Source organism: Pseudomonas sp. MWU12-3103b, assembly GCF_023100615.1.
Classification (GTDB): Bacteria; Pseudomonadota; Gammaproteobacteria; order Pseudomonadales; family Pseudomonadaceae; genus Aquipseudomonas; species Aquipseudomonas putida_A.
The window spans coordinates 388338-407599 of the sequence record NZ_JALMEY010000001.1 but is presented as its reverse complement, the minus strand read 5'-3'; the positions used below and the strand labels follow the sequence as shown (position 1 = coordinate 407599).

At 61.5% G+C, this 19262-nt stretch carries 19 protein-coding genes; 8 read left to right on the top strand and 11 right to left on the bottom strand.

Annotated features, from left to right (window positions below):
* Positions 1-204 precede the first annotated feature (204 nt).
* Entirely contained in the window at positions 205-873 is a 669-nt protein-coding gene (elbB, locus tag M0808_RS01875; protein ID WP_247839681.1) for an isoprenoid biosynthesis glyoxalase ElbB, read from the top strand.
* 130 nt (positions 874-1003) lie between these two features.
* Here elbB and M0808_RS01870 read toward each other — a convergent pair whose 3' ends face one another.
* The 3 genes from M0808_RS01870 to M0808_RS01860 form a co-directional block, all read right to left on the bottom strand.
* The gene (locus M0808_RS01870) at positions 1004-1459 is read right to left on the bottom strand and encodes a YaiI/YqxD family protein (protein WP_098966204.1); all 456 of its coding nucleotides are present in this window, start codon (positions 1457-1459) and stop codon (positions 1004-1006) included.
* A gap of 109 nt (positions 1460-1568) precedes the next feature.
* On the bottom strand, positions 1569-3464 hold the full coding sequence (locus M0808_RS01865) for an FTR1 family protein (RefSeq protein WP_247839680.1): 1896 nt from the start codon (positions 3462-3464) through the stop codon (positions 1569-1571).
* Positions 3465-3550: 86 nt separating this feature from the next.
* Positions 3551-4450, bottom strand: coding sequence for a LysR family transcriptional regulator (locus M0808_RS01860; protein WP_247839679.1), 900 nt, complete (start codon positions 4448-4450; stop codon positions 3551-3553).
* A gap of 128 nt (positions 4451-4578) precedes the next feature.
* Here M0808_RS01860 and M0808_RS01855 point away from each other — a divergent pair, with 128 nt between their 5' ends.
* The 5 genes from M0808_RS01855 to M0808_RS01835 all read left to right on the top strand — a co-directional run bounded on the left by M0808_RS01855 (position 4579) and on the right by M0808_RS01835 (position 9355).
* Positions 4579-5958, top strand: a complete 1380-nt coding sequence (locus M0808_RS01855) for a hypothetical protein (protein ID WP_134784938.1) — start codon at positions 4579-4581, stop codon at positions 5956-5958.
* 241 nt (positions 5959-6199) lie between these two features.
* Positions 6200-7594, top strand: coding sequence for a hypothetical protein (locus M0808_RS01850; RefSeq protein WP_247839678.1), 1395 nt, complete (start codon positions 6200-6202; stop codon positions 7592-7594).
* Positions 7595-7609: 15 nt separating this feature from the next.
* Positions 7610-7984: a YcfL family protein gene (locus tag M0808_RS01845; protein ID WP_247839677.1), complete on the top strand. Its 375-nt coding sequence runs from the start codon at positions 7610-7612 to the stop codon at positions 7982-7984.
* Positions 7985-8020: 36 nt separating this feature from the next.
* Entirely contained in the window at positions 8021-8608 is a 588-nt protein-coding gene (gene lpoB / locus M0808_RS01840; RefSeq protein ID WP_003229365.1) for a penicillin-binding protein activator LpoB, read from the top strand.
* 3 nt (positions 8609-8611) lie between these two features.
* Entirely contained in the window at positions 8612-9355 is a 744-nt protein-coding gene (locus tag M0808_RS01835; protein ID WP_027610462.1) for a hypothetical protein, read from the top strand.
* Positions 9356-9554: 199 nt separating this feature from the next.
* Here the strand turns inward: M0808_RS01835 and rhtB are convergent, their stop codons facing one another.
* The 3 genes from rhtB to M0808_RS01820 form a co-directional block, all read right to left on the bottom strand.
* Positions 9555-10187, bottom strand: a complete 633-nt coding sequence (gene rhtB / locus M0808_RS01830; protein WP_194936443.1) for a homoserine/homoserine lactone efflux protein — start codon at positions 10185-10187, stop codon at positions 9555-9557.
* Between the two features lie 202 nt (positions 10188-10389).
* A complete protein-coding gene (locus M0808_RS01825; protein ID WP_247839676.1) occupies positions 10390-10971 on the bottom strand; it encodes a mechanosensitive ion channel family protein in 582 nt (193 codons plus the stop codon).
* Entirely contained in the window at positions 10971-12881 is a 1911-nt protein-coding gene (locus tag M0808_RS01820; protein WP_247839675.1) for an ATP-binding cassette domain-containing protein, read from the bottom strand. Before M0808_RS01820 ends, M0808_RS01825 begins: the two co-directional genes overlap by 1 nt.
* A 50-nt stretch (positions 12882-12931) precedes the next feature.
* Here M0808_RS01820 and M0808_RS01815 point away from each other — a divergent pair, with 50 nt between their 5' ends.
* The gene (locus M0808_RS01815) at positions 12932-13396 is read left to right on the top strand and encodes a TIGR02444 family protein (protein ID WP_247839674.1); all 465 of its coding nucleotides are present in this window, start codon (positions 12932-12934) and stop codon (positions 13394-13396) included.
* On the opposite strand, the gene M0808_RS01810 is transcribed toward M0808_RS01815, so the two are convergent.
* Positions 13393-14523, bottom strand: a complete 1131-nt coding sequence (locus M0808_RS01810; RefSeq protein WP_247839673.1) for an AlgP family protein — start codon at positions 14521-14523, stop codon at positions 13393-13395. The genes M0808_RS01815 and M0808_RS01810 overlap by 4 nt on opposite strands.
* Positions 14524-14715: 192 nt before the next feature.
* Here M0808_RS01810 and M0808_RS01805 point away from each other — a divergent pair, with 192 nt between their 5' ends.
* Positions 14716-15381: an FKBP-type peptidyl-prolyl cis-trans isomerase gene (locus M0808_RS01805; protein WP_139055136.1), complete on the top strand. Its 666-nt coding sequence runs from the start codon at positions 14716-14718 to the stop codon at positions 15379-15381.
* 76 nt (positions 15382-15457) lie between these two features.
* Here the strand turns inward: M0808_RS01805 and rsd are convergent, their stop codons facing one another.
* From rsd to M0808_RS01785, 4 genes are all read right to left on the bottom strand, one after another.
* The gene (gene rsd / locus M0808_RS01800) at positions 15458-15916 is read right to left on the bottom strand and encodes a sigma D regulator (RefSeq protein WP_103483669.1); all 459 of its coding nucleotides are present in this window, start codon (positions 15914-15916) and stop codon (positions 15458-15460) included.
* 186 nt (positions 15917-16102) lie between these two features.
* Entirely contained in the window at positions 16103-16654 is a 552-nt protein-coding gene (locus M0808_RS01795) for a disulfide bond formation protein B (RefSeq protein ID WP_247839672.1), read from the bottom strand.
* A 218-nt stretch (positions 16655-16872) separates the two neighbouring features.
* A complete protein-coding gene (locus M0808_RS01790; RefSeq protein ID WP_247839671.1) occupies positions 16873-18111 on the bottom strand; it encodes a heme biosynthesis protein HemY in 1239 nt (412 codons plus the stop codon).
* Positions 18108-19250 carry a uroporphyrinogen-III C-methyltransferase gene (locus M0808_RS01785; RefSeq protein WP_247839670.1) on the bottom strand — a complete coding sequence of 381 codons (1143 nt, stop codon included), beginning with the start codon at positions 19248-19250 and terminating at the stop codon, positions 18108-18110. The genes M0808_RS01790 and M0808_RS01785 overlap by 4 nt, the downstream gene beginning before the upstream one ends.
* Positions 19251-19262 lie beyond the last annotated feature (12 nt).

Here is a 19262-nt window from a genome sequence, read left to right as displayed (position 1 = left end):
CCAGCGGACTCCCGTTCGCCAGCGGCGTTCTCACGCGAAAAATCTCCTGCTCGTCACGAGGCAGGCAACCGCAAATAATGAACACCCCGCCGTTGTTGCGATCCATTTAGAAAGCGCTCCATGCAGGTGCCGCCGCCACTTTAGCCTATGGCAACGCGCGATAAATTAGTGGACATTTAGCGCCATGAATCTGGAGAGAAACCCATGAGCAAAAAAGTTGCAGTGATCCTGTCCGGCAGCGGCGTGTACGACGGCGCCGAAATCCATGAAAGCGTCATCACCCTGCTGCGCCTGGATCAACGCGGCGCACAGGTACAGTGCTTCGCGCCGAACATCGCGCAATTGCATGTGATCAATCACCTGACCGGTGAAGAAATGCCCGAGACGCGCAACGTGCTGGTGGAGTCGGCGCGCATTGCCCGCGGCAACATCAAGGACATCCGCGAAGCCGACGTCGATGACTTCGATGCGCTGATCGTACCTGGTGGTTTTGGCGCCGCGAAAAACCTCTCGAACTTCGCCGTTGAAGGCGCCGGTTGCGCAGTACAGCCTGAGGTGCTGGCCTTGGCGGAAGCATTTGCCGAAGCGGGCAAACCGGTGGGCCTGATGTGCATCTCGCCGGCGCTGGCAGCGAAGATCTACGGCCCGGGCGTGACCTGCACCATCGGCAACGATGCCGACACTGCTACCGCGATGAACAAGATGGGCGCCAGCCACGAAGACTGCGCGGTGACCGACATTGTCGAAGACAAGGCACGCAAACTGGTGACGACCCCGGCTTACATGCTGGCGCAGAACATCAGTGAGGCGGCTTCGGGGATCAACAAACTGGTCGACCGGGTGCTCGAACTGACCCACGAAAATGATGTTTGATCTCTGACTGCATGCAGAGCGAAATGTGGGAGCGGGCTTGCTCGCGAAAGCGGTGTGTCATTCAAATCAATGTTGTCTGATTCGACGCCTTCGCGAGCAAGCCCGCTCCCACAGGGGAATGGTGATTATTTCAAGGTTTGCGTGTCAGGCGGGTGAGGATGCGGTCCAGCGCATTGGCAAACGCCTGCTTCTCGCGCTCGCCGAACGGTGCCGGGCCGCCGCTGATCTGGCCCTGCTCACGCAGGTCGGTGAACAGGTTGCGCACCGCCAGCCGCTCGCCCATGTTCTGCGCATCGAACTCCTTGCCGCGCGGGTCCAGCGCTGCCACCCCCTTCTTCACCAGCCGGTCGGCCAGCGGGATATCGCTGCAGATCACCAGCTCACCAGGCACAGCGTGCTCGACCAGATAATCGTCCGCCGCATCCGGGCCGCTGGGCACCACGATCAGTTTGACGATGGCCAGCCCCGGCTTGGTCTGCGGCTGCCCGGCCACCAGCACCACTTCGAACTGGCGCTTGAGGGCGAACTTCACCACCAGATCCTTGGCGGCCCGGGGGCAAGCGTCGGCATCGATCCATACACGCATGATTTTTTCCTCTTCAAAAAAGCATCGCGGGCAAGCCCGCTCCCACAAGGTTAACGCTAAACCTGTGGGAGCGGGCTTGCCCGCGAATGTGAGCGCCAGCGAATGCTTTTTAAGCGACGACCCGCCGCTTCTCGGCCATCCGACTCCGCCCGTACAGCACAACAATCGCCAGAATCGCCACGGCCTGAGCCGTCAGCGAATAGGCGTCGGCGTGAATCCCCAGCCAGTCGAATTCAAAGAACGCCACCGGTCGCGTGCCGAAGATCCCGGCTTCCTGCAGCGCTTTCACGCCATGCCCGGCGAACACCACCGACAAGGCACAGAGCAGACCGGCATTGATGCTGAAGAACAGCGCCAGCGGCAGTTTCGCCGAGCCGCGCAGGATCACCCAGGCCAGACCGATCAGCAGCACCAGCGCCGTCGCACCACCGGCCAGCACCGCGTCATGCCCGGCGGGGCCGGCCTGCAGCCACAGGGTTTCGTAGAACAGGATCACTTCGAACAACTCGCGGTACACCGAGAAGAACGCGAGGATCGCAAAACCAAAGCGCCCGCCGCCGCCGACCAGACTCTGCTTGATGTAATCCTGCCAAGCCGCGGCGTGCCGCCGGTCGTGCATCCACACGCCGAGCCACAGCACCATGACGCTGGCGAACAGCGCCGTGGCGCCCTCGAGCAGTTCACGCTGCGAGCCGCTGACGTCGATCACATACGCCGCCAGCGCCCAGGTGCCAAGACCGGCGAGCAGCGCCAAGCCCCAACCGATGTTGACGCTGCGCACCGCCGACTGCTGGCCGGTGTTGCGCAGAAACGCGAGGATCGCCGCCAGCACCAGAATCGCTTCGAGGCCTTCGCGCAGCAGAATCAGCAGGCCGGAGATAAAGCTCAGCGACCAGCTCAGACCATCGCTGCCGAGCAGTTCGGCAGACTCTTTCAACTTGCCCTTGGCTACATCCAGACGCTGTTCGGCCTGCGCCACCGGCAAGCCGTCCTGCAACGACTGACGGTAGGCCATCAGCGATTTTTCGGTGTCCTTGCGCACGTTGGCGTCGACGTTGTCCAGCGAGCTTTCGACCAGCTCGAAACCTTCCAGATACGCCGCCACCGACAGGTCGTAGGCCTCATCGTGCTCGCCGGCGCGGTACGCCGCCAGGCTCTTGTCCAGCGTGGCGGCAGTGTAATCGAGCAACTGCGCCGGGCCACGCTTGACCTGCGGCGGCTGCGCGCGTTGGGCACGGAAGCTTGCGGCGACCTGCGGGCCTTCGGCGGCCTGCACTTCGGCCGGCGTCTGGCGCGCCAGATCAGCGATGTTGAAGGTCTTGTCGGACTTGGCCGCAGCCGGGTCGGCACTGAAACCGGCAATGTAGGTCGCCAGATCCCAACGCTGACGGTCGTCCAGTTGATCGGCGAACGCCGGCATGTCAGTGCCTTCGACGCCTTGGCCGAGGGTGCTGTAGATCGCGTACAGGCTCAGGTGATCGATGCGTGCGGCATCGCGCAGATTGGCTGGCGGCGGCGTCATGCCGAGCCCCGCCGGGCCGTCGCCGGCACCGCTGGCGCCGTGACACACCGAGCAGTTTTGCGCATAGAGCGGCGCGCCCCGGGTCGGATCGGGAGTGATGATCGGCGCTTGGCTGACTTCATATGCCACCGCCAGTTTCGCCCCCAGTTGTCGGGCCTGACGCGCGACGTCGGCGCCGTCCTGTTTCGCGGTGATGGCGGCGTGCAGAGCCTCGACACCCTGCTCCAGCGCAGCCTTCTCCGGTTTGGCCGGCAGATCGCCGATCAGCCCTTGCAGCACCTGGGTGAATTCCAGTTGCTCGCGGTATTCGCCGTCGTCGACGACCTTGCCCGCCTCGACCGTCGGCGGATAGTCGGCGCTGATGTAATCGAGCAGGTGCAGCGCCTGCGGGGCGCCTTCCACGGTGTCGGCCAGCAGGTTGAAACTGCTCAGGGCAAACAGCGGGAACACCAGCCAGGCCAGGAATCGGGACGCGGCAGTCATGAATGAGTCTCAAATGGAAATGCGAAGTTACATATTGTTCACTTCGAACGCCTTTCACTCAAGCTTTGTCGACGTCTCGTGGCGTTTTAACGCAGCGCTGCGGCGGTGTTGCGGTAGTGCTCAAGCATGAATTCGACGAACACTTGCACCTTTAGTGCGACGTGCCGGGCATGCGGATAGAGCGCGTAATAGTGGCGCCGCCCAAGGCTGTAGTTGGGCAGGATTTGCACCAGCCGACCGCTGAACAGATCGTCCTGCACTGTGGCCCGAGTGAACGCGGCGATGCCAACCCCGGCCAACGCGGCGGCGTGCAGCGAACTGATCGAATCGGCCTTGAACCGGCCCTGCACGCGCACGCTGGTGGTGAGTCCACGCGTATCGGTCAGCACCCAGTCGCTGCCACCGGCAAACGCCAGCAACTGCTGCTCGGCGAGTTCGCGCACCTGGCGCACCAAACCATTGCGCGCCACATACACAGGCGAAGCCACCAGCAACATGTCCGAGACAGTCAGCAACCGCGCCACCATGGATGAATCGGCCAAGGGTCCGCAGATGCGCAGGGCCACATCGAAACCCTCGGCGATCAGATCGACGAAACGGTCATCGCAGGCCAAGTCCACTTCAATCTCGGGATAGCGCTGCTGAAACGCCGGCAACCAGCTCGCCAGTTCCAGCGTACCGATCACCATCGGTGCACTGATGCGCAGCACACCGCTGGGGCTTTCATGGGCCTGCCCCACCGCCAGTGCGGCTTGATCGAGGCGTTCGAGAATGTCCACGCACGCCGCGTAATACTGCTGCCCTGCCGTGGTCAGGCTGAAACCTCGGGTGTTGCGATTGATCAGCCGCGTGCCCAGCTCGCGTTCCAGCTGCTGCAACTGCCGGGAGATGGTCGAGTGAGTGGTGTCGAGGCGCTCGGCAGCGGCGCTGAACCCGCGACACTCGACGATGCAACGAAACGCGCGCATGGCTTGCAGTTGATTCATTAAAGCCCCGGATCTGTTGAGCGCTGAGCGCGCAAGCCTAGCGCAATCCTTGTCCACCCGGCAGCAGCAAAGCGCCCCTATAATGCGTCACCTCCGTGCTTTTGCCGTTCAAGGAAGAACCCGTCTCCATGCGCCATTGCCTGCCGCTCTACCTGCTGCTCAGCCTCATCATGCAACTGAGTGGGTGCGCCGCTTACCGCAATTACGATCAGGAAATGCAGCAGACCATCGATCAGATGGCGCAGGGCAATCTCAACGAAGCGCTTTATCTGATGGAGCTGCACAATCCTTGGGAAGACAAGGATCTGCTGTATTTCATGGAACGCGGCGCGATCCTCAGCGCCGGCACCAACCTGCCAAAAAGCCAGGAAGCGTGGCGCAGTGCTGACCGGATGATTTTTCAGCGCGAAGAAGCCGTGCCCTCCGCAGGCATGAAGTTGCTGACCCGTTTCGGTAATGAAATGGGCACCATGCTGGTCAATGACAAGCTGCAGCGTTACGAAGGCTACGACTACGAAAAAGTCATGCTGACCACCGAAATGGCCCTCAACCAACTGGCGGAAAACGATTTCGACGGGGCCCGCGCCGACATCAAGAAAACCCACGAGCGCGAAACTCTGATCGCCCGCCAGCGGGAGCGGCAATACGAAGAAGCGCAAGAGCAAGCTACGCAACAGGGCATCACCCTGCACTACAAGGATCTGGAAGGCTATCCGGTGGCCATCCTCGATGCCCCGCAAGTGCTTGAGCTGAAGAACGGCTACCAGAGTGCATTCAGCCATTATCTGGCCGGCTTCACTTATGAAGCGCTGGGCGAACGCGCGCTCGCAGCGCCGGGGTATCGACAGGCGATCGAATTGCGCCCGGGCGTGCCGCTGCTCGAAAACGCTTTGCGCAACCTGGACAAACCCGGACCGGCAGCCGATGAAAGCGAGATTCTGATCGTGGTCCAGGCCGGTTTCGCCCCGGCACGCAGTTCGGTGCAAGTGCCGATCCCGGTGCGGCTGAACGAAAACCTGACGATTGTTGCACCGATCTCGTTCCCGGTGATGGTGCCCGACACCCTCACACCTGGCGTGACCCAGATCCTCGTCGACGGTAAAAAGCACCCATTGACCATGATTAACAGCGTGTCGGACATGGCCATCCGCACCTTGCGCGATGACATGCCGGCGATCATCTCTCGCGCCATGTTCCGCGCCAACATGGCCGCCATCAGCCAGGCGCAAAAGAACGAGCGCGATCCGTCCAAGGCGTCGTTGGTGGTGACCGATCCTGATCCTTTTGAAGAGGCTGACACTAGAACCTGGCGCACGCTGCCGGACAAAACCCTGGTCGCCCGTCTGCGCCTGAAAAAAGGCCTGCACCGCGTGCGCTTTCCGTATTTTCGTGCAGAAGACGGATTCACGGTACGCGTCGACCGCAGCCATCAAGTGTTCAACCTGCGGGTATTCATGGGCCAGAACTATTACATCGGATCGGCATTGGTCCTGCCCGAAACGCCATGAACGAAAGGTGTCAGATAATGCAGAGGAGTAATGGCACCAAACTAACAAGTGCGATTAAAAAGCTATTACATGGCCAGCATCGCCCGCTTATAATGCCGCGCCCGCGCTATAGCGACGCGGCATAAAAGCTCCTCTGGTTATGAGGAATTGGCAGGAGGCCAGCGCCACTGTCGATGGGTCACACCAGCCCGACCAGCACCGGCGGCTGATGCAGTTTCTAGCTCAGGGAAGAAGTACCCCCATGGCATTGCGCACTCCCACCTTGATCGCGCTCAGCGCTGTCACCATGCTGTCCGGCTGTTCGGCGTTTCGCAACTACGATTCGGAACTGGCCCAGACCAACCAGCAACTGGCCACCGGCAACGTCGACGCCGCGCTGAGCCTGCTGGAAAAGAACAACACCGGTCCGGACAAAGACCTGCTCTATTACTTCGAGAAAGGTGAGTTGCTGCGCGCCAAGGGCGACCTGTCCGGCAGCCAGAACGCCTGGACCAGCGCCGATCAGGTGGTTGGCCAGTGGGAAGATTCGGTCAAGCTCGACACCGGTAAATACCTGGCTCAGTTCGGCAGCTTCCTGGTCAACGACAAGGTGCGTCGCTACGAAGGCTACGACTACGAAAAAGTCATGTTGACCACGCAGATGGCCCTCAACCTGCTGGCAGTCAATGACTTCGATGGCGCCCGCACCGCGATCAAGAAAACTCACGAACGTGAAGCGGTGATCGCCGACCTGCGCGACAAGGAATACCTCAAGAGTGAGGAAGAGGCCGAGAAAGAAGGCATCAAGACTCAGTACAAGGATCTGCAAGGCTACCCGGTCGCCAGCCTCGATGCGCCAGAAGTGGTCAGTCTGAAAAACAGCTACCAGAGTGCGTTCAGCCATTACCTGGCCGGTTTCGTCTACGAAGCCCTGGGCGAGAAAGACCTGGCTGCACCGGGCTACCGCAAGGCGGCCGAACTGCGCCCGAACACCCCGCTGCTGGAGCAGGCACTGGTCAACCTCGACAAGCCGACCAAGTCCGACGATAGCGACATCCTGATCGTGGTGCAAAGTGGTCTGGCGCCCTCGCGTGATTCTATCCGCGTGCCGCTGCCATTGCCGATCTCCAACAACGTGGTGATCACCCCGCTGTCGTTCCCGATCATCAAGCCTGACACCTCTACCGCACCATTCACGCAGATTGGCGTCGATGGCCAGCAGGTCAACCTGACCGCCCTCAACAGCACCACCGCCATGTCGCGCCGCGCCCTGCGCGATGACATGCCGGGGATCATTGTGCGCACCACCGTGCGCGCAATCACCAAAGGTGTGGCGCAGAAGAAGATCAATGAAACCAACCCGCTGGCCGGTCTGGCCGTGGGTATTTCTTCAGCTGTGCTGGAAGGTGCCGATACCCGTACGTGGCGCACCCTGCCGGACAACACCCAAGTGGTGCGTCTGCGCTTGAAGAAAGGCGAGCATCAAGTCAGTCTGCCGAGCGCTGTCGGCGGTTCGCTGGTCAAGGTCACCGTCGATCAGCGTTATCAAGTGATCAGCCTGCGTGCCGTGGGCAATCAGGTATTTGCCGGTGGCGTCGCCGCCCACGTCATTCCGAGCGCCGGCGCGACCAACGTCGCCAGCCTCAAACAACCTTAAGAACGGAGTCTTTGCATGCGCTTCAAACTCATCGCCATCGCCGCCCTCGCCGTGCTGGCCAGCGGCTGCGCCACCCCGCCACCTCCTGAGCCGGGCAGCGCCGCGAGCAAGGTCGTGGCCATGGGTCCGCAGAAACACATCGCGGTCGGCGCCATGCGCGTCGCCCGAGAGAACGGCTTCATGACCGTCAATGTGCAGTTGACCAACACCCTCAACAGCAACAAGACGTTCTACTACCGTTTCGCCTGGCTCGGTGCGGAAGGTTTCCCGATCGCCGAGGAAGAAGTCTGGAAGAGCCAGATGATGTACGGCGCTCAGACCAGCTTCATCCAGGGCATCGCCCCGACCCCGAAAGCCGTGGATTTCCGTCTCGAACTCAAGACGCCTTAAGTCCGCCACCCTATTCCTGTTTTAGAGAGCATTCCCATGTTTGCACGCTTTTCCTTGATCGCCGTCCTCGCCCTGCTGGCTTCCGGTTGCGCCAACACCTCGCCGACCCTGGGCAGCAAGAACATCAGCTACGGCGACACCAAAGCGGTTGAAACCGTTACCAACGAATTCGGCTCGACCGACCTGCAAATGATCGCCGAATCGATGACCCGCTCGCTGGCCCAGTCCGGCATCCTGCAGGGCCGCCCGGTGGTGCAGGTCTACGACGTGAAGAACAAGACCAGCGAGTACATCGATACCCGCGAAATCACCACCAGCATCAAGACTCAGTTGATGAAGTCCGGCACCGCCCGCTTCGCCAGCGACAACACCGCGATGCAGAGCCAGGTCGACCAACTCAAGCTGCAGAACCAGAGCGGCCTGTACAAGAAGAGCACCGTGGCCAAGACCGGCAACATGATCGCCGCCAAATACCGTCTGGAAGGCTCGATCAGCTCGATCGTCAAGCGCAGCAGCGACTACAAGGACGTCTTCTACAAATTCAGCCTGCAACTGATCGACGTCGAAAGCGGTCTGGCCGAGTGGATGGACGAAAAAGAGATCCGCAAAACCACGGAGCGTTAATTGATGCGCGCATGGATTGGCATGATGGCCCTGGCTTGCGCGTTCAGCGTGCAAGCGGCCCCGAAAGTCGCGGTAACGGATCTGGCGTATCAGGAGCGTGTGGAGCAGTACATTCACATCGTTTCGGCGCAGAACAATTACCGCGAGGGTTACTACAGCTCCAGTGGTTCCTCGAACTACAACGAGCTGGAAGCGACCACCAGCTACATCGAGCAGGGTGAACTGCGTAAATTCACCGGCGACATCAAAGGTGAAATCCTCCGCACCGGCATGTTCCAGCTGGTGCAGGGCACGCCGTACACCGCGTCGTCCAAGGGTGACGTCTACGATGTGATCAAGCGGATCAAGGCCGGCAACTTCAAGGGTGCCGACTACGTGCTGTTCGGCACCGTGTCGGACATCGACTTCACCCAGGACATGAACGAGCTGGCGCACACCGACAGCTATTCGGCGGTGCTGGGCCTGACGCTGGTGGCGGATTTCAGCCTGATCAACACCAAGACCTACGAGATCACCTCGGCCTTCACGGCGATGGGCGAAGCGCAGGACACCAAACTGGTGAACGGCCGCGACATCAAGATCTCGCTGAACCGCCCTCGCGTGGTACGTGAAGTGTCGAAAGCGCTGGGTGAGGACGTGGCCGGGCAACTGAGCATGCAGCTCGGTGGTGGCGGTTACGAGCAGCCGCGTGAGGCGCAGCAACGCAACAATCTGCCGCGCGATACCGCGCCGGTGATTTTGCACTGACCGGCTGAGTGAATAACTCTGTGGTGAGGGGATTCATCCCCGATGGACTGCGCAGCAGGCCCCTTCTTGTCAGGTCAAGAGCGGGGCCGCTTCGCGCCCCATCGGGGATGAATCCCCTCGCTACAACGGAGTTCACTGGAGAAATCCGTAGGAATAAAAAGGCGACCTCAAGAGGTCGCCTTTTTTGTGGCCGAAGCTTTTACACCGCCGCTTTACGCAACGTCGCCATGAACGCCGCCGCACCGATGAACAGCCCGGCAAAGGTGCGGTTCATGCGTTTCTGCTGCTGCGGTGTACGCAACAGGCGCAGCACCTTGGACGCCAGCCCGGTGTAACCGGCCATGACAATCAGATCCACGCAGATCATGGTCACGCCGATCACCACATACTGAATCAGCAGCGGTGCGTGCGGATTGATGAACTGCGGCAACACTGCGAGCATGAACACCAGCGCCTTGGGGTTACTGATGTTCACCAGAAACCCACGGAACACCAGCGCCAGCGGCTTGCCGATCGGCCGTACCGCCGCGTCATCGCTCATGTCCATGGGCAGCGCGCGCCACTGCTTGATCGCCAGATAGACCAGATACGCCACACCGAACCATTTGATCGCGTGGAATGCGGTGGCCGATGCGGTGAGGATCGCGCCGACACCGGCGCCGACAATCGCGATCTGCACCGCCAGGCCGATCTGCAGGCCGAGGGCGTTCCAGTAACCGCGCCAGAAACCGTATTGCAGACCGCTGGACATCGACGCAATGGCGCCAGCACCCGGGGACAGACTGATCACCCAGCAGGCGGCAAAGAATGCCAGCCATGTTTGAAGCTCCATCGCACACCTCGATACTGAATCGTGACAGACGTCAAAGCTAATGCGCTTTGGCGCGGATGACTACCGATTTTTGCTGGAGGGTTCGGGCGCGGCTGAGGGCCTCTTCGCGAGCAAGCCCGCTCCCACATTGGATTTGTGTCGATCACAGATCCAATCTGGGAGCGGGCTTGCTCGCGAGGGCGTCAGATCAGACGCCCGAAGACTACTTCTCGAAACCGCTCGAAGGAAACACATCACTCCCGCGCCAGCGCCGCACCGAACGCTGGAAGAACAGGCTGTTCGGCACTTGCACCATGGCGCTGCCCGTCCCGAGCTCCTCGGCTTCGACCAACGTGGTGTAGAGCAGATTGATCGCCACCACCCGGCCTTTGACACCCGGCTTGTCGGTGGTGTCCACCAGCTCGACCACATCGCCCAGGCGGAACGGGCCGACGGTGAAGATCAGAATCGCGCAAAGCAGGTTCGACAGTACACTCCACATCGCGAAGAACGCCACCGCCGCTACCGCGACGAAACCCGACAGTGCCGTCCACAGCACCGTGGCCGATACGCCGAGGCGCTCCAGCACAAAAATAACCGCGCTGCCCATGATCAGCCAGCGCAATACGCCACGCAGGGGCATCAGCAACTGCGGCGGAAACGGATAGCGCTCGCCCAGGCGGGTGAGGAATCGAGCGACGACACGTTGAGCGAAGTAGCCGGCCAGCAGGATCAGCAGAATCTGCACGCCGAGCCAGATCGGTTCGACCCACACCGCCGGCAGCGGCAGCTTGAACGCTTCCATCAGGACAGCGCCTCCAGCTCCGCCTGCATGCTTTCCAGCGTTTCGAGTGCCTCCATCCACGCTTCTTCCAGCTCGGCTTCGCGCACTTTCAGCTTGGCCTGCTCTGCCAGCAGATCACGCAATTCGTTCTTGCGCGCCGGCTCGTAGATGTCGCTGTCACCGAGGCTGGCATCGACCTTGGCGAGTTTCTCGTGGAGCTTGCCCAGTTCGGCTTCGAGCTTGTCGGCCTCACGCTTGTGCGGTGCCAGTTGCTGACGCAATGCAGCGGCGGCCTGGCGCTGAGCCTTCTTGTCGGTCTTGTCCGGATTGACCGGAGTGTTGCTGACTGGCGCATTGCGCTGACGGTATTCCACCAGCCAGCGCGCGTAGTCTTCGAGGTCGCCATCGAACTCTTCGACCTTGCCATCGGCGACCAGGTAGAAGTTGTCGGTGGTGCTCTTGAGCAAGTGCCGATCGTGAGACACCACCAATACCGCGCCGCTGAATTCCTGCAGCGCCATGGTCAGCGCCAGGCGCATTTCCAGGTCGAGGTGGTTGGTCGGTTCGTCGAGCAGCAACAAGTTCGGCCGTTCCCAGGCGATCAATGCCAGCGCCAGACGCGCTTTCTCGCCACCGGAGAAATTCAGCACCGGCTCGTCGATGCGTGCACCACGGAAATCGAAACCGCCGAGGAAGTCGCGCAGGGTCTGCTCGCGTTCGGTCGGCGCCAGACGCTGCAAGTGCAGCAGCGGGCTGGCCTTGGCATCCAGCGAGTCGAGCTGATGCTGGGCGAAATAGCCAACCACGGTGTTTTCGCCACGGGTCAGGCGCCCGGCCAGCGGTTCAAGCTCGCCGGCGAGGTTCTTGATCAGGGTCGATTTACCGGCGCCGTTCGGCCCGAGCAGACCGATCCGCGCCCCCGGGGTCAGTTGCAGCTTGACCTTCTCCAGGATGGTTTTGTCGCCGTAACCCAGGCGCGCATCGGACAGGTCGATCAGTGGACTGGAGATCTTGGTCGACTCGCGGAACACGAAATCGAACGGCGAATCGACGTGGGCCGCCGACAGCTCTTCCATGCGCTCCAGGGCCTTGATCCGGCTCTGCGCCTGACGGGCCTTGGTGGCCTGGGCCTTGAAGCGGGCGATGTAGCTTTCCATGTGCGCACGTTGCGCCTGCTGCTTCTCGTAGGCCTGTTGCTGCTGGGCCAGACGTTCGGCACGGGCACGTTCGAACGCGGTGTAGCCGCCACGATAGAGGGTCAGTTTGCGCTGATCGACATGAGCCACGTGATCGACCACTTCATCGAGGAAGTCGCGGTCGTGGGAAATCAGCAGCAGGGTGCCCGGGTAGCTTTTCAGCCACTCTTCGAGCCAGATGATCGCGTCGAGATCCAGGTGGTTGGTCGGTTCGTCGAGCAACAACAAGTCCGACGGACACATCAAGGCCTGCGCCAGGTTCAGACGCATCCGCCAGCCACCGGAGAAATCTCCTACCTGACGATCCATCTGTTCATTGGTGAAACCGAGACCGGCCAGCAACTTGCGCGCCCGCGCATCGGCGGTATAGCCGTCGGCGCTGTCGAGTTCGGCGTGCAGACGGGCCAGAGCCGTGCCATCGTGGGCCGTTTCGGCGGCGGCGAGGTCACGTTGCACTTCGCGTAGACGCAGGTCGCCATCGAGCACATAGTCGACCGCCAGGCGTTCGAGCGTGTCGACCTCCTGACGCATGTGCGCGATCCGCCAGTCGGCCGGCAGCAGGCAATCGCCCGAGTCCGGGTGCAACTCGCCGCGCAGCAAGGCAAACAGGCTGGATTTGCCGGCGCCGTTGGCACCGATGAGGCCGGCTTTGTGGCCGGCGTGCAGGGTCAGCTCGGCGTCTTCTAGCAGACGTTGCGGGCCACGCTGTAAAGTCAGGTTCTGAAGTCGGATCATAATGGCGGCGGAGTCTACCAGCTTCGCTCACAACTGGCGCGAGTAGCACGATGTCCTCTGACCTGTGGAGCTTTTCCCTTGCCATCTACGCCCGACCGGGCGTGGAACCTGCCTGCCTGCAACTGCAAGCGGCGGGGGCCAATGTCTGCCTGCTGCTGTGCGGTCTGTGGTTGGAACAACGTGGCGTGGCCTGCGACGAACAACGCCTGGAGCAGTTGAAAACGCTGGTGGGGCCGTGGGATGCGGAGGTGGTGCAGCCATTGCGTGCATTGCGCACTCAATGGAAAACCCTGGCCGAGGAAGATCCGGTACTCAAGGGTCTGCGAGAACAAATGAAAGCATTGGAGCTGGAAGCCGAACGGCATCTGCTGTGGCAACTGGAACAGGTTGCGCAGGATTGGCCGCGCGATGACGCATCAGCGTCGGGGGAGTGGCTGGAGAGTCTGACGGGATCGGCCGCCAGCCCGAACCGCGACGCGCTGCAAGTGCTGCGCGTCGCGGCAACCGGCACTTAGGAAGCGCTGGTCGGGTTGCTGCTGGCGCTCGACGCAGCGGCTGGCGTTGGCGCAGTCGTGGTGGTCGAGGTGGAAGCGGCTGGAGCAGGCGCGGCGGCCGGCGCCGGAGCGGTTGGCTTGGCAGCCGGTGCAGTCGCCGGTTTGGCGGCAGCAGGTTTGGCAGCGGCCGGTTTTTTCGCGGCAGGTTTGGCAGCCGGTTTGGCGGCTGGTTTAGCGGCTGGTTTAGCGGCCGGCTTGGCTGCAGCGGTCGCAGGTTTTGCTGCTGCAGGTTTGGCAGCGGTTTTAGCGGCAGGCTTGGCCGCTGGCTTGGCAGCAACCTTGGCAGCAGGTTTTGCCGCGACCGGTTTGGCCGCAGTCTTGACTGCCGGTTTTGCCGCAGCGGTTTTCGCGGCCGGTTTGGCAGCCGGTTTTACCGCTACTTTGGCAGCAGGTTTGGCAGCAGCGGTTTTTGCCGGAGCGACTTTGCGCGCAGCAGGTTTTGCTGCTGGCTTGGCAGCCGGTTTGGCCGCTGCAGGTTTGGCAGCGGCAGTACGTGCGGCCGGTTTCGCAGCGCTCGCCGCAGCCGGTTTTTTCACTGCGGTTTTTGCAGCAGGTTTGGCGGCGGTTTTAGCCGGTGCCTTGGCTGCTGGTTTGGCTGCCGGTTTTGCCGCAGCGGTTTTCGCCGGGGCTTTCGCCGCAGCAGGTTTGGCTGCCGCTTTTTTCGCAGGCGCTGCTGCTGGTTTGGCGGCGCGGGAGGACAGCGCTTTGCCGGCGGCCTCTTGCACCCGGCCGACACCCTGGGCCAGTTTCAGGCTTTCCTGAGCATCGCGCTTGAGTTGCAGAATGTAGCCGCGAGTGTCGGACTGACGATCCTTCAACGCATCGAGCAGGTCTTCAAGTTCTTTGACGGCAGCCTTGGCCTTGTTCTGCGCCTTGGCTTTACCGGCAGAGGCTGCGTCCTGCAATTTGGTGCGGGACTTGTGCAGTTTTTCTTGCGCCTTGCCGCGTTGCTTTTCCAGTTTGGCGAGCAGTTTTTCAGCATCAGCCAAGGCTTGGGAGCAAGCGTTTTCCAAATGCTCGAGCAGGCTGCCCGAGAGTTGTTGGAGTAAGTGCAACGGAGTGTTTACAGGCTTCTTGGTGGCCGACATGGTTTACCTCCTGGCTGACGTGAGTGCGGCTCATACTAGACCTCTGCAGTTACCGCCGCTAGGTCATCTTGACAGTAACGAAACCGTTGCGTTGCAACGAAGCGAAAATGTTCTGCACAAAGACAAAAGCAGTTCACCGTTGCAGACCTTCGCGCTGGCATAATCGCCCGCATCTCAGGACGGAGAGTGCCCATGTCGCGCTACCTTTTTTTATCCCTCTGGATGATTTTTTCCGCCGCCCACGCCGAGGAAAAAACCACCGCGAACGATGCTCACGATCTGGCCTACAGCCTCGGCGCCAGCCTCGGTGAACGCTTGCGCCAAGAGGTGCCGCAACTGCAGATTCAAGCACTGGTCGACGGTTTGCAGCAGGCCTATCAAGGCAAGCCACTGGCTCTGAGCGAAGCACGGATCGAGCAGATCCTCGCCGATCATGAATCGCAAAACGCCGAGCACTCATCGCTGCCGTCGAGCGATGCCGCGATGGAAAACGAGCAGCGTTTTCTCACCGCCGAAAAAGCCAAACCGGGTGTGAAGGAATTGGCCGACGGCATCCTGCTGACCGAACTGACGCCGGGCACCGGTGCCAAGGCCGGTCCGGATGGAAAAGTCCAGGTGTTGTATGTCGGACGACTGCCGGATGGCACGGTGTTCGATCAGAACACTCAGCCGCAATGGTTCAGCCTCGACAGCGTGATTGCCGGCTGGCGTACTGCGTTGCAGAACATGCCGGTGGGTGCCAAGTGGCGACTGGTGATTCCATCGGATCAGGCCTACGGCGCTGACGGTGCGGGCGATCTGATTGCGCCGTTTACCCCGCTGGTGTTTGAGGTCGAGCTGCGGGGCGCAACGAGCTGATCGCACCCAGCACGCAGGCATAAAAAAACGCGGTGCGCTTTCGACGCACCGCGTTTTTTTGTATGCGAGAAACGAATCAAGCCTGAACCGGATCTTCCTGCTTGTGGGCGGTGTGCAGCACTTCAATCAGGCAGTCTTCCAGTTCGAAGCGTTCGTGCAGCAGGCCACCCAGCTCCTTGAACTTCTCGGCGACGCATTTGCCTTCATCGCAAAGGTCGTTGAACGCGAGGAGTTTTTCGGTGATGACGTCGATTCGCGGATAGAGCGTTTCGGCAAGTTCGAGGCCGCGCTTGTCGTTGAAGGCCTTGGCTTCACCGGTCAGCTGTTCGTAGATCTCGAAGTGCCCGGCCGACACGTAATCGACCAGCACACCGCAGAATTCCTGCAAGGGCTTGCGGCTCTCGGACAAGGCCTGAGGTTGCGCACCCAGCTTGTCGTAGGCACCGATCAGTTCTTCACGCTCTTGCAACCAGCGGTCGATCAGCAGATGAACTCCACCCCAGCGTTCCTGAGCATTCTGACAACTTTCGAGCATGGCGATCTCTCTTCCCTTGTGGGTCATGCTGCTCTACACCCGCGCCCCTCTTCTGGCTGTTATCGCTTGGGGGCCGACCGGGCAGAGCGTCATCGAGCAACATAAATCCAATGACACGTGCGGGCCAGATTATGCCCGCACGCCTATGGCTTCAAGGTACGCAGGAGATAAAGTTCATACAAGTGTTTAATCCCTGACCAGCGTGTGGTGCGACGCTTCGCCGCTGAGCGGTCGCTGCAGAGCGCTCCAGACCAGCCGCAGCAATTGATAGACCGCCAGGATCGACATCGCCACAAAGAACAGCAGGCTCCATTCCGGGATGCTCAAATCGAACAGCGTCCAGGAAATTTCTGCGCAATCTACACCGCCTCTAAGCATCCGCAACGTTGCACACAACCACGGCAGGTTGCTGAACAACGCTTCGGCATCAGGCGCGCAACGCGTCATCTGCATCAGCGGGTCACTTTGCAACAACACCTGTCGCCAGGCCGCCGTCGTCCCGCCCAGGCTCAGGCCAAGCGCGGCGCCCCAGTACAGCGACAGGCCGACACGCCGTGGGCCGTGGACCGCCGCCAACCCGCAACAGAACGTCAGCAACGCCATGAAAAACCTTTGCGCCAGGCACAGGCTGCAGGGCGTCAGCCCGACCGCATACTCGAGATAATAGGAAGCTCCCAGGGCCATGGCCCCTGCAGTGAAAGCCGTGAAAAACAAGGAGCGTGAACAGGCCAACGACATGGCTTTTCCGTAACAGTGGAGACAGGCAGTTACGGTAGAGGAAAGCTTGTCAGCCTTTCAAGGCGGGGCCTTGGCGACAGTTCACCAGAAGTGTAGGGAAAACCCGACAGGTGCCAGAGGAATAGGTGTAGTCCGTTGTAGGACTTTGCTCAAGACGCCCGCCACAGGTAATTTTTCGCTCACTGAACGTTAACGAGGGAGCATGCTCCCTCGCGATATCAGGCGTTAACCGGCACCGGCAACGGCGCGGCCAGCAGACGCTCATCCAGCAATCCGAGACCCTCCTGGAACAGCTGGTTACTGCGCTCGGTGTCACCCAGTTGCGCAAGCAGACGTGCCAGCTCGGCGCAGGCTTCAGGGTTACGCTGCACTCGCAGACTGCTTTCCAGGTAATCCCGTGCCTTGCCCCACAAGCTGGCTTGCAGACAGAGACGACCGAGGGTCAGCAACAGGCTCGGGTCAGCAGGATGTTCCTTGAGCCAACCTTCGGCGGTCTGCAACTGGCGCGCCGGATCGCTGCCGCGCACCAGGCCATACAGACGCGCGAGATGGCTGTCGTACTTGCGCTTGAGGGCACTGCGCAGGACTTCTTCCGCCTCGACCTGAGCCCCCAGCTGACGCAGTTGTTCGGCGTATGCCAGCACCAGCGCCGGCTCCTGACGCTGCGCGGAAGTCAATTGCTCCCAGGCACGCGTGAGTGACTGCAGACCGACTTTGCCGTCCTCGTCACGATGCGCCGCCAGGGACAGGTTGTTGCCCCAGGCACGCCGTTCGAGTTCCGCCAGCTCGGCCGGCGGCAACACCTTGTCCTTGCGTAGTTCCGGCAACAGGCGAATGACCGCCGCCCAGTCGCCACGCTGCTGATGCAGACGCTGCAACTGTCGCAAGGTCTGTACGTTATGCGGATGCCGCTCGTGCATCGCTTGCAGGGTCACCAAGGCGCCGTCAGTGTCACCACGATCGGTCTGCAACTGCGCGTGACTCAAGGCAATCGCCAGTTCGGCCTGCGGCTGGCGCTCCAGCGCACGCTCGAGCAATCGATCACACTCCTCGTACTTGCCTTGTTCGTTGGCCGCGCGTGCCGCGCCGAGGTAATACAACAGCGGCTGGCGCTCGGCTTCGGCGGCGCGAGACAGATGACGTTGCGCGCTGGCCCAGCGACCTTCGGCCAGATCCAGCTGCCCGTGTTCGATGGCCACCTGCACCCGCCGGCTGCGGTTGCGGCGCGACCACGGATTGACCACGCCACTGGAGGCCATGACCAGCTCGACCAAGGCCTTGATCCCCCAGATCAGCAGCCACAACACCGCGATCAGGCCCAGCGTGGCCCACAGACTGGCCTCGTAGCGGAAGCTCTTGTAGGCAATCAACACGTACCCGGAGTGCTCGGCAATCGCCAGGCCCAGTGCCGCCGTCGCGGCGATCACCAGAAACACGATCACATACAGGCGTTTCATGGCGTGGTCTCCTGCGCGGTGTTGGCGGCAGGTTTGGCGAACGGTTTGACCGACTCTTCAGCGTTGACGTTACGGCGCTCCAGATAAGCCTGCACCGCACTCAGCGTGCCGGTCAGGTCCGGCGTCTTGACGGTGACCGGTTGCTGGCTCAGCTCGGCAACCTGTTCGAGCATGATTTTGCTCTGCGGATTGTCCGGGTTGAAATTGCCCTTAAGCACGTCCCGCGCTTCGGTCATTGCCTGGGTGTAGACCGGCGCCTGACCATTGAGCGCCGCCCATTGCGCCTGCTCCAGCGCGAGACTCAGGGCCAGACGCACCTGGCTCAGACTTTGCCCGGCCAGCAGTGGCTTCACGTTCTTGTCGGCATTGAAATCGATGCGGATATAACGCGACACCTGATCCCACCACTGCGCCCAGCGACTGGCGCCATCGCCGTCAGCGGTCAGACCCAGCAGCGACTCGCCGCGATCCTTGTACTCAGGCGCCAGCTCGGTCAGTTCGATGACCTGATCGCGCAAGGCCCCGATGCGCAGGAACAGCCCGGTGCGATCCGGCTGCTCGGTGCTGCGCAGGGCGACGAGGGTCTTGGCCACTTGCTCGCGGGCGGCGAACGAGCCGGGATCGTTCTGTTCACGGAGGATTTCGTCGGCACCCTGCACCAGCGCCTGGGCGCTGCTGATGTCCTGCAAGGCCGACAGACGCAGGCTGGCCAGACGCAGCAGATGCTCGGCCTCGGCCAGACGCCAATCCTTGCGGCTGGCGCCGAGAACGGTTTCCAGACGCTGATTGAGGCGCTGCTGATCCCCCTGCAATTGCGTCACCAGACGCTGACGTTCGGCGAGTTCATCGGCACCGGGCAATTGCGCGAGGCGCTCGGTCAGACGCTGTTCGTTGAGTTTGAGGCTCTGCGCCTGATCGTTCAACGCCTGCACCTGATCCGACTGCTGTGCGGTGTTGCTCTGCAGGTGACGCACCTGCCAGACACCCCAGCCACCGATCGCCACGCCGGCAGCGCCGAGCAACAGGGCGACAATGGCCAGTCCGTTGCCTCGGCGCGGCTCTTTGGCCGGCGGTGGAGTTTCAACCTGGGCATCAATCACAGGCTGGACATCATCTTTAGGCAAGGCTGTTTCGCTCACGTATCCATCCTT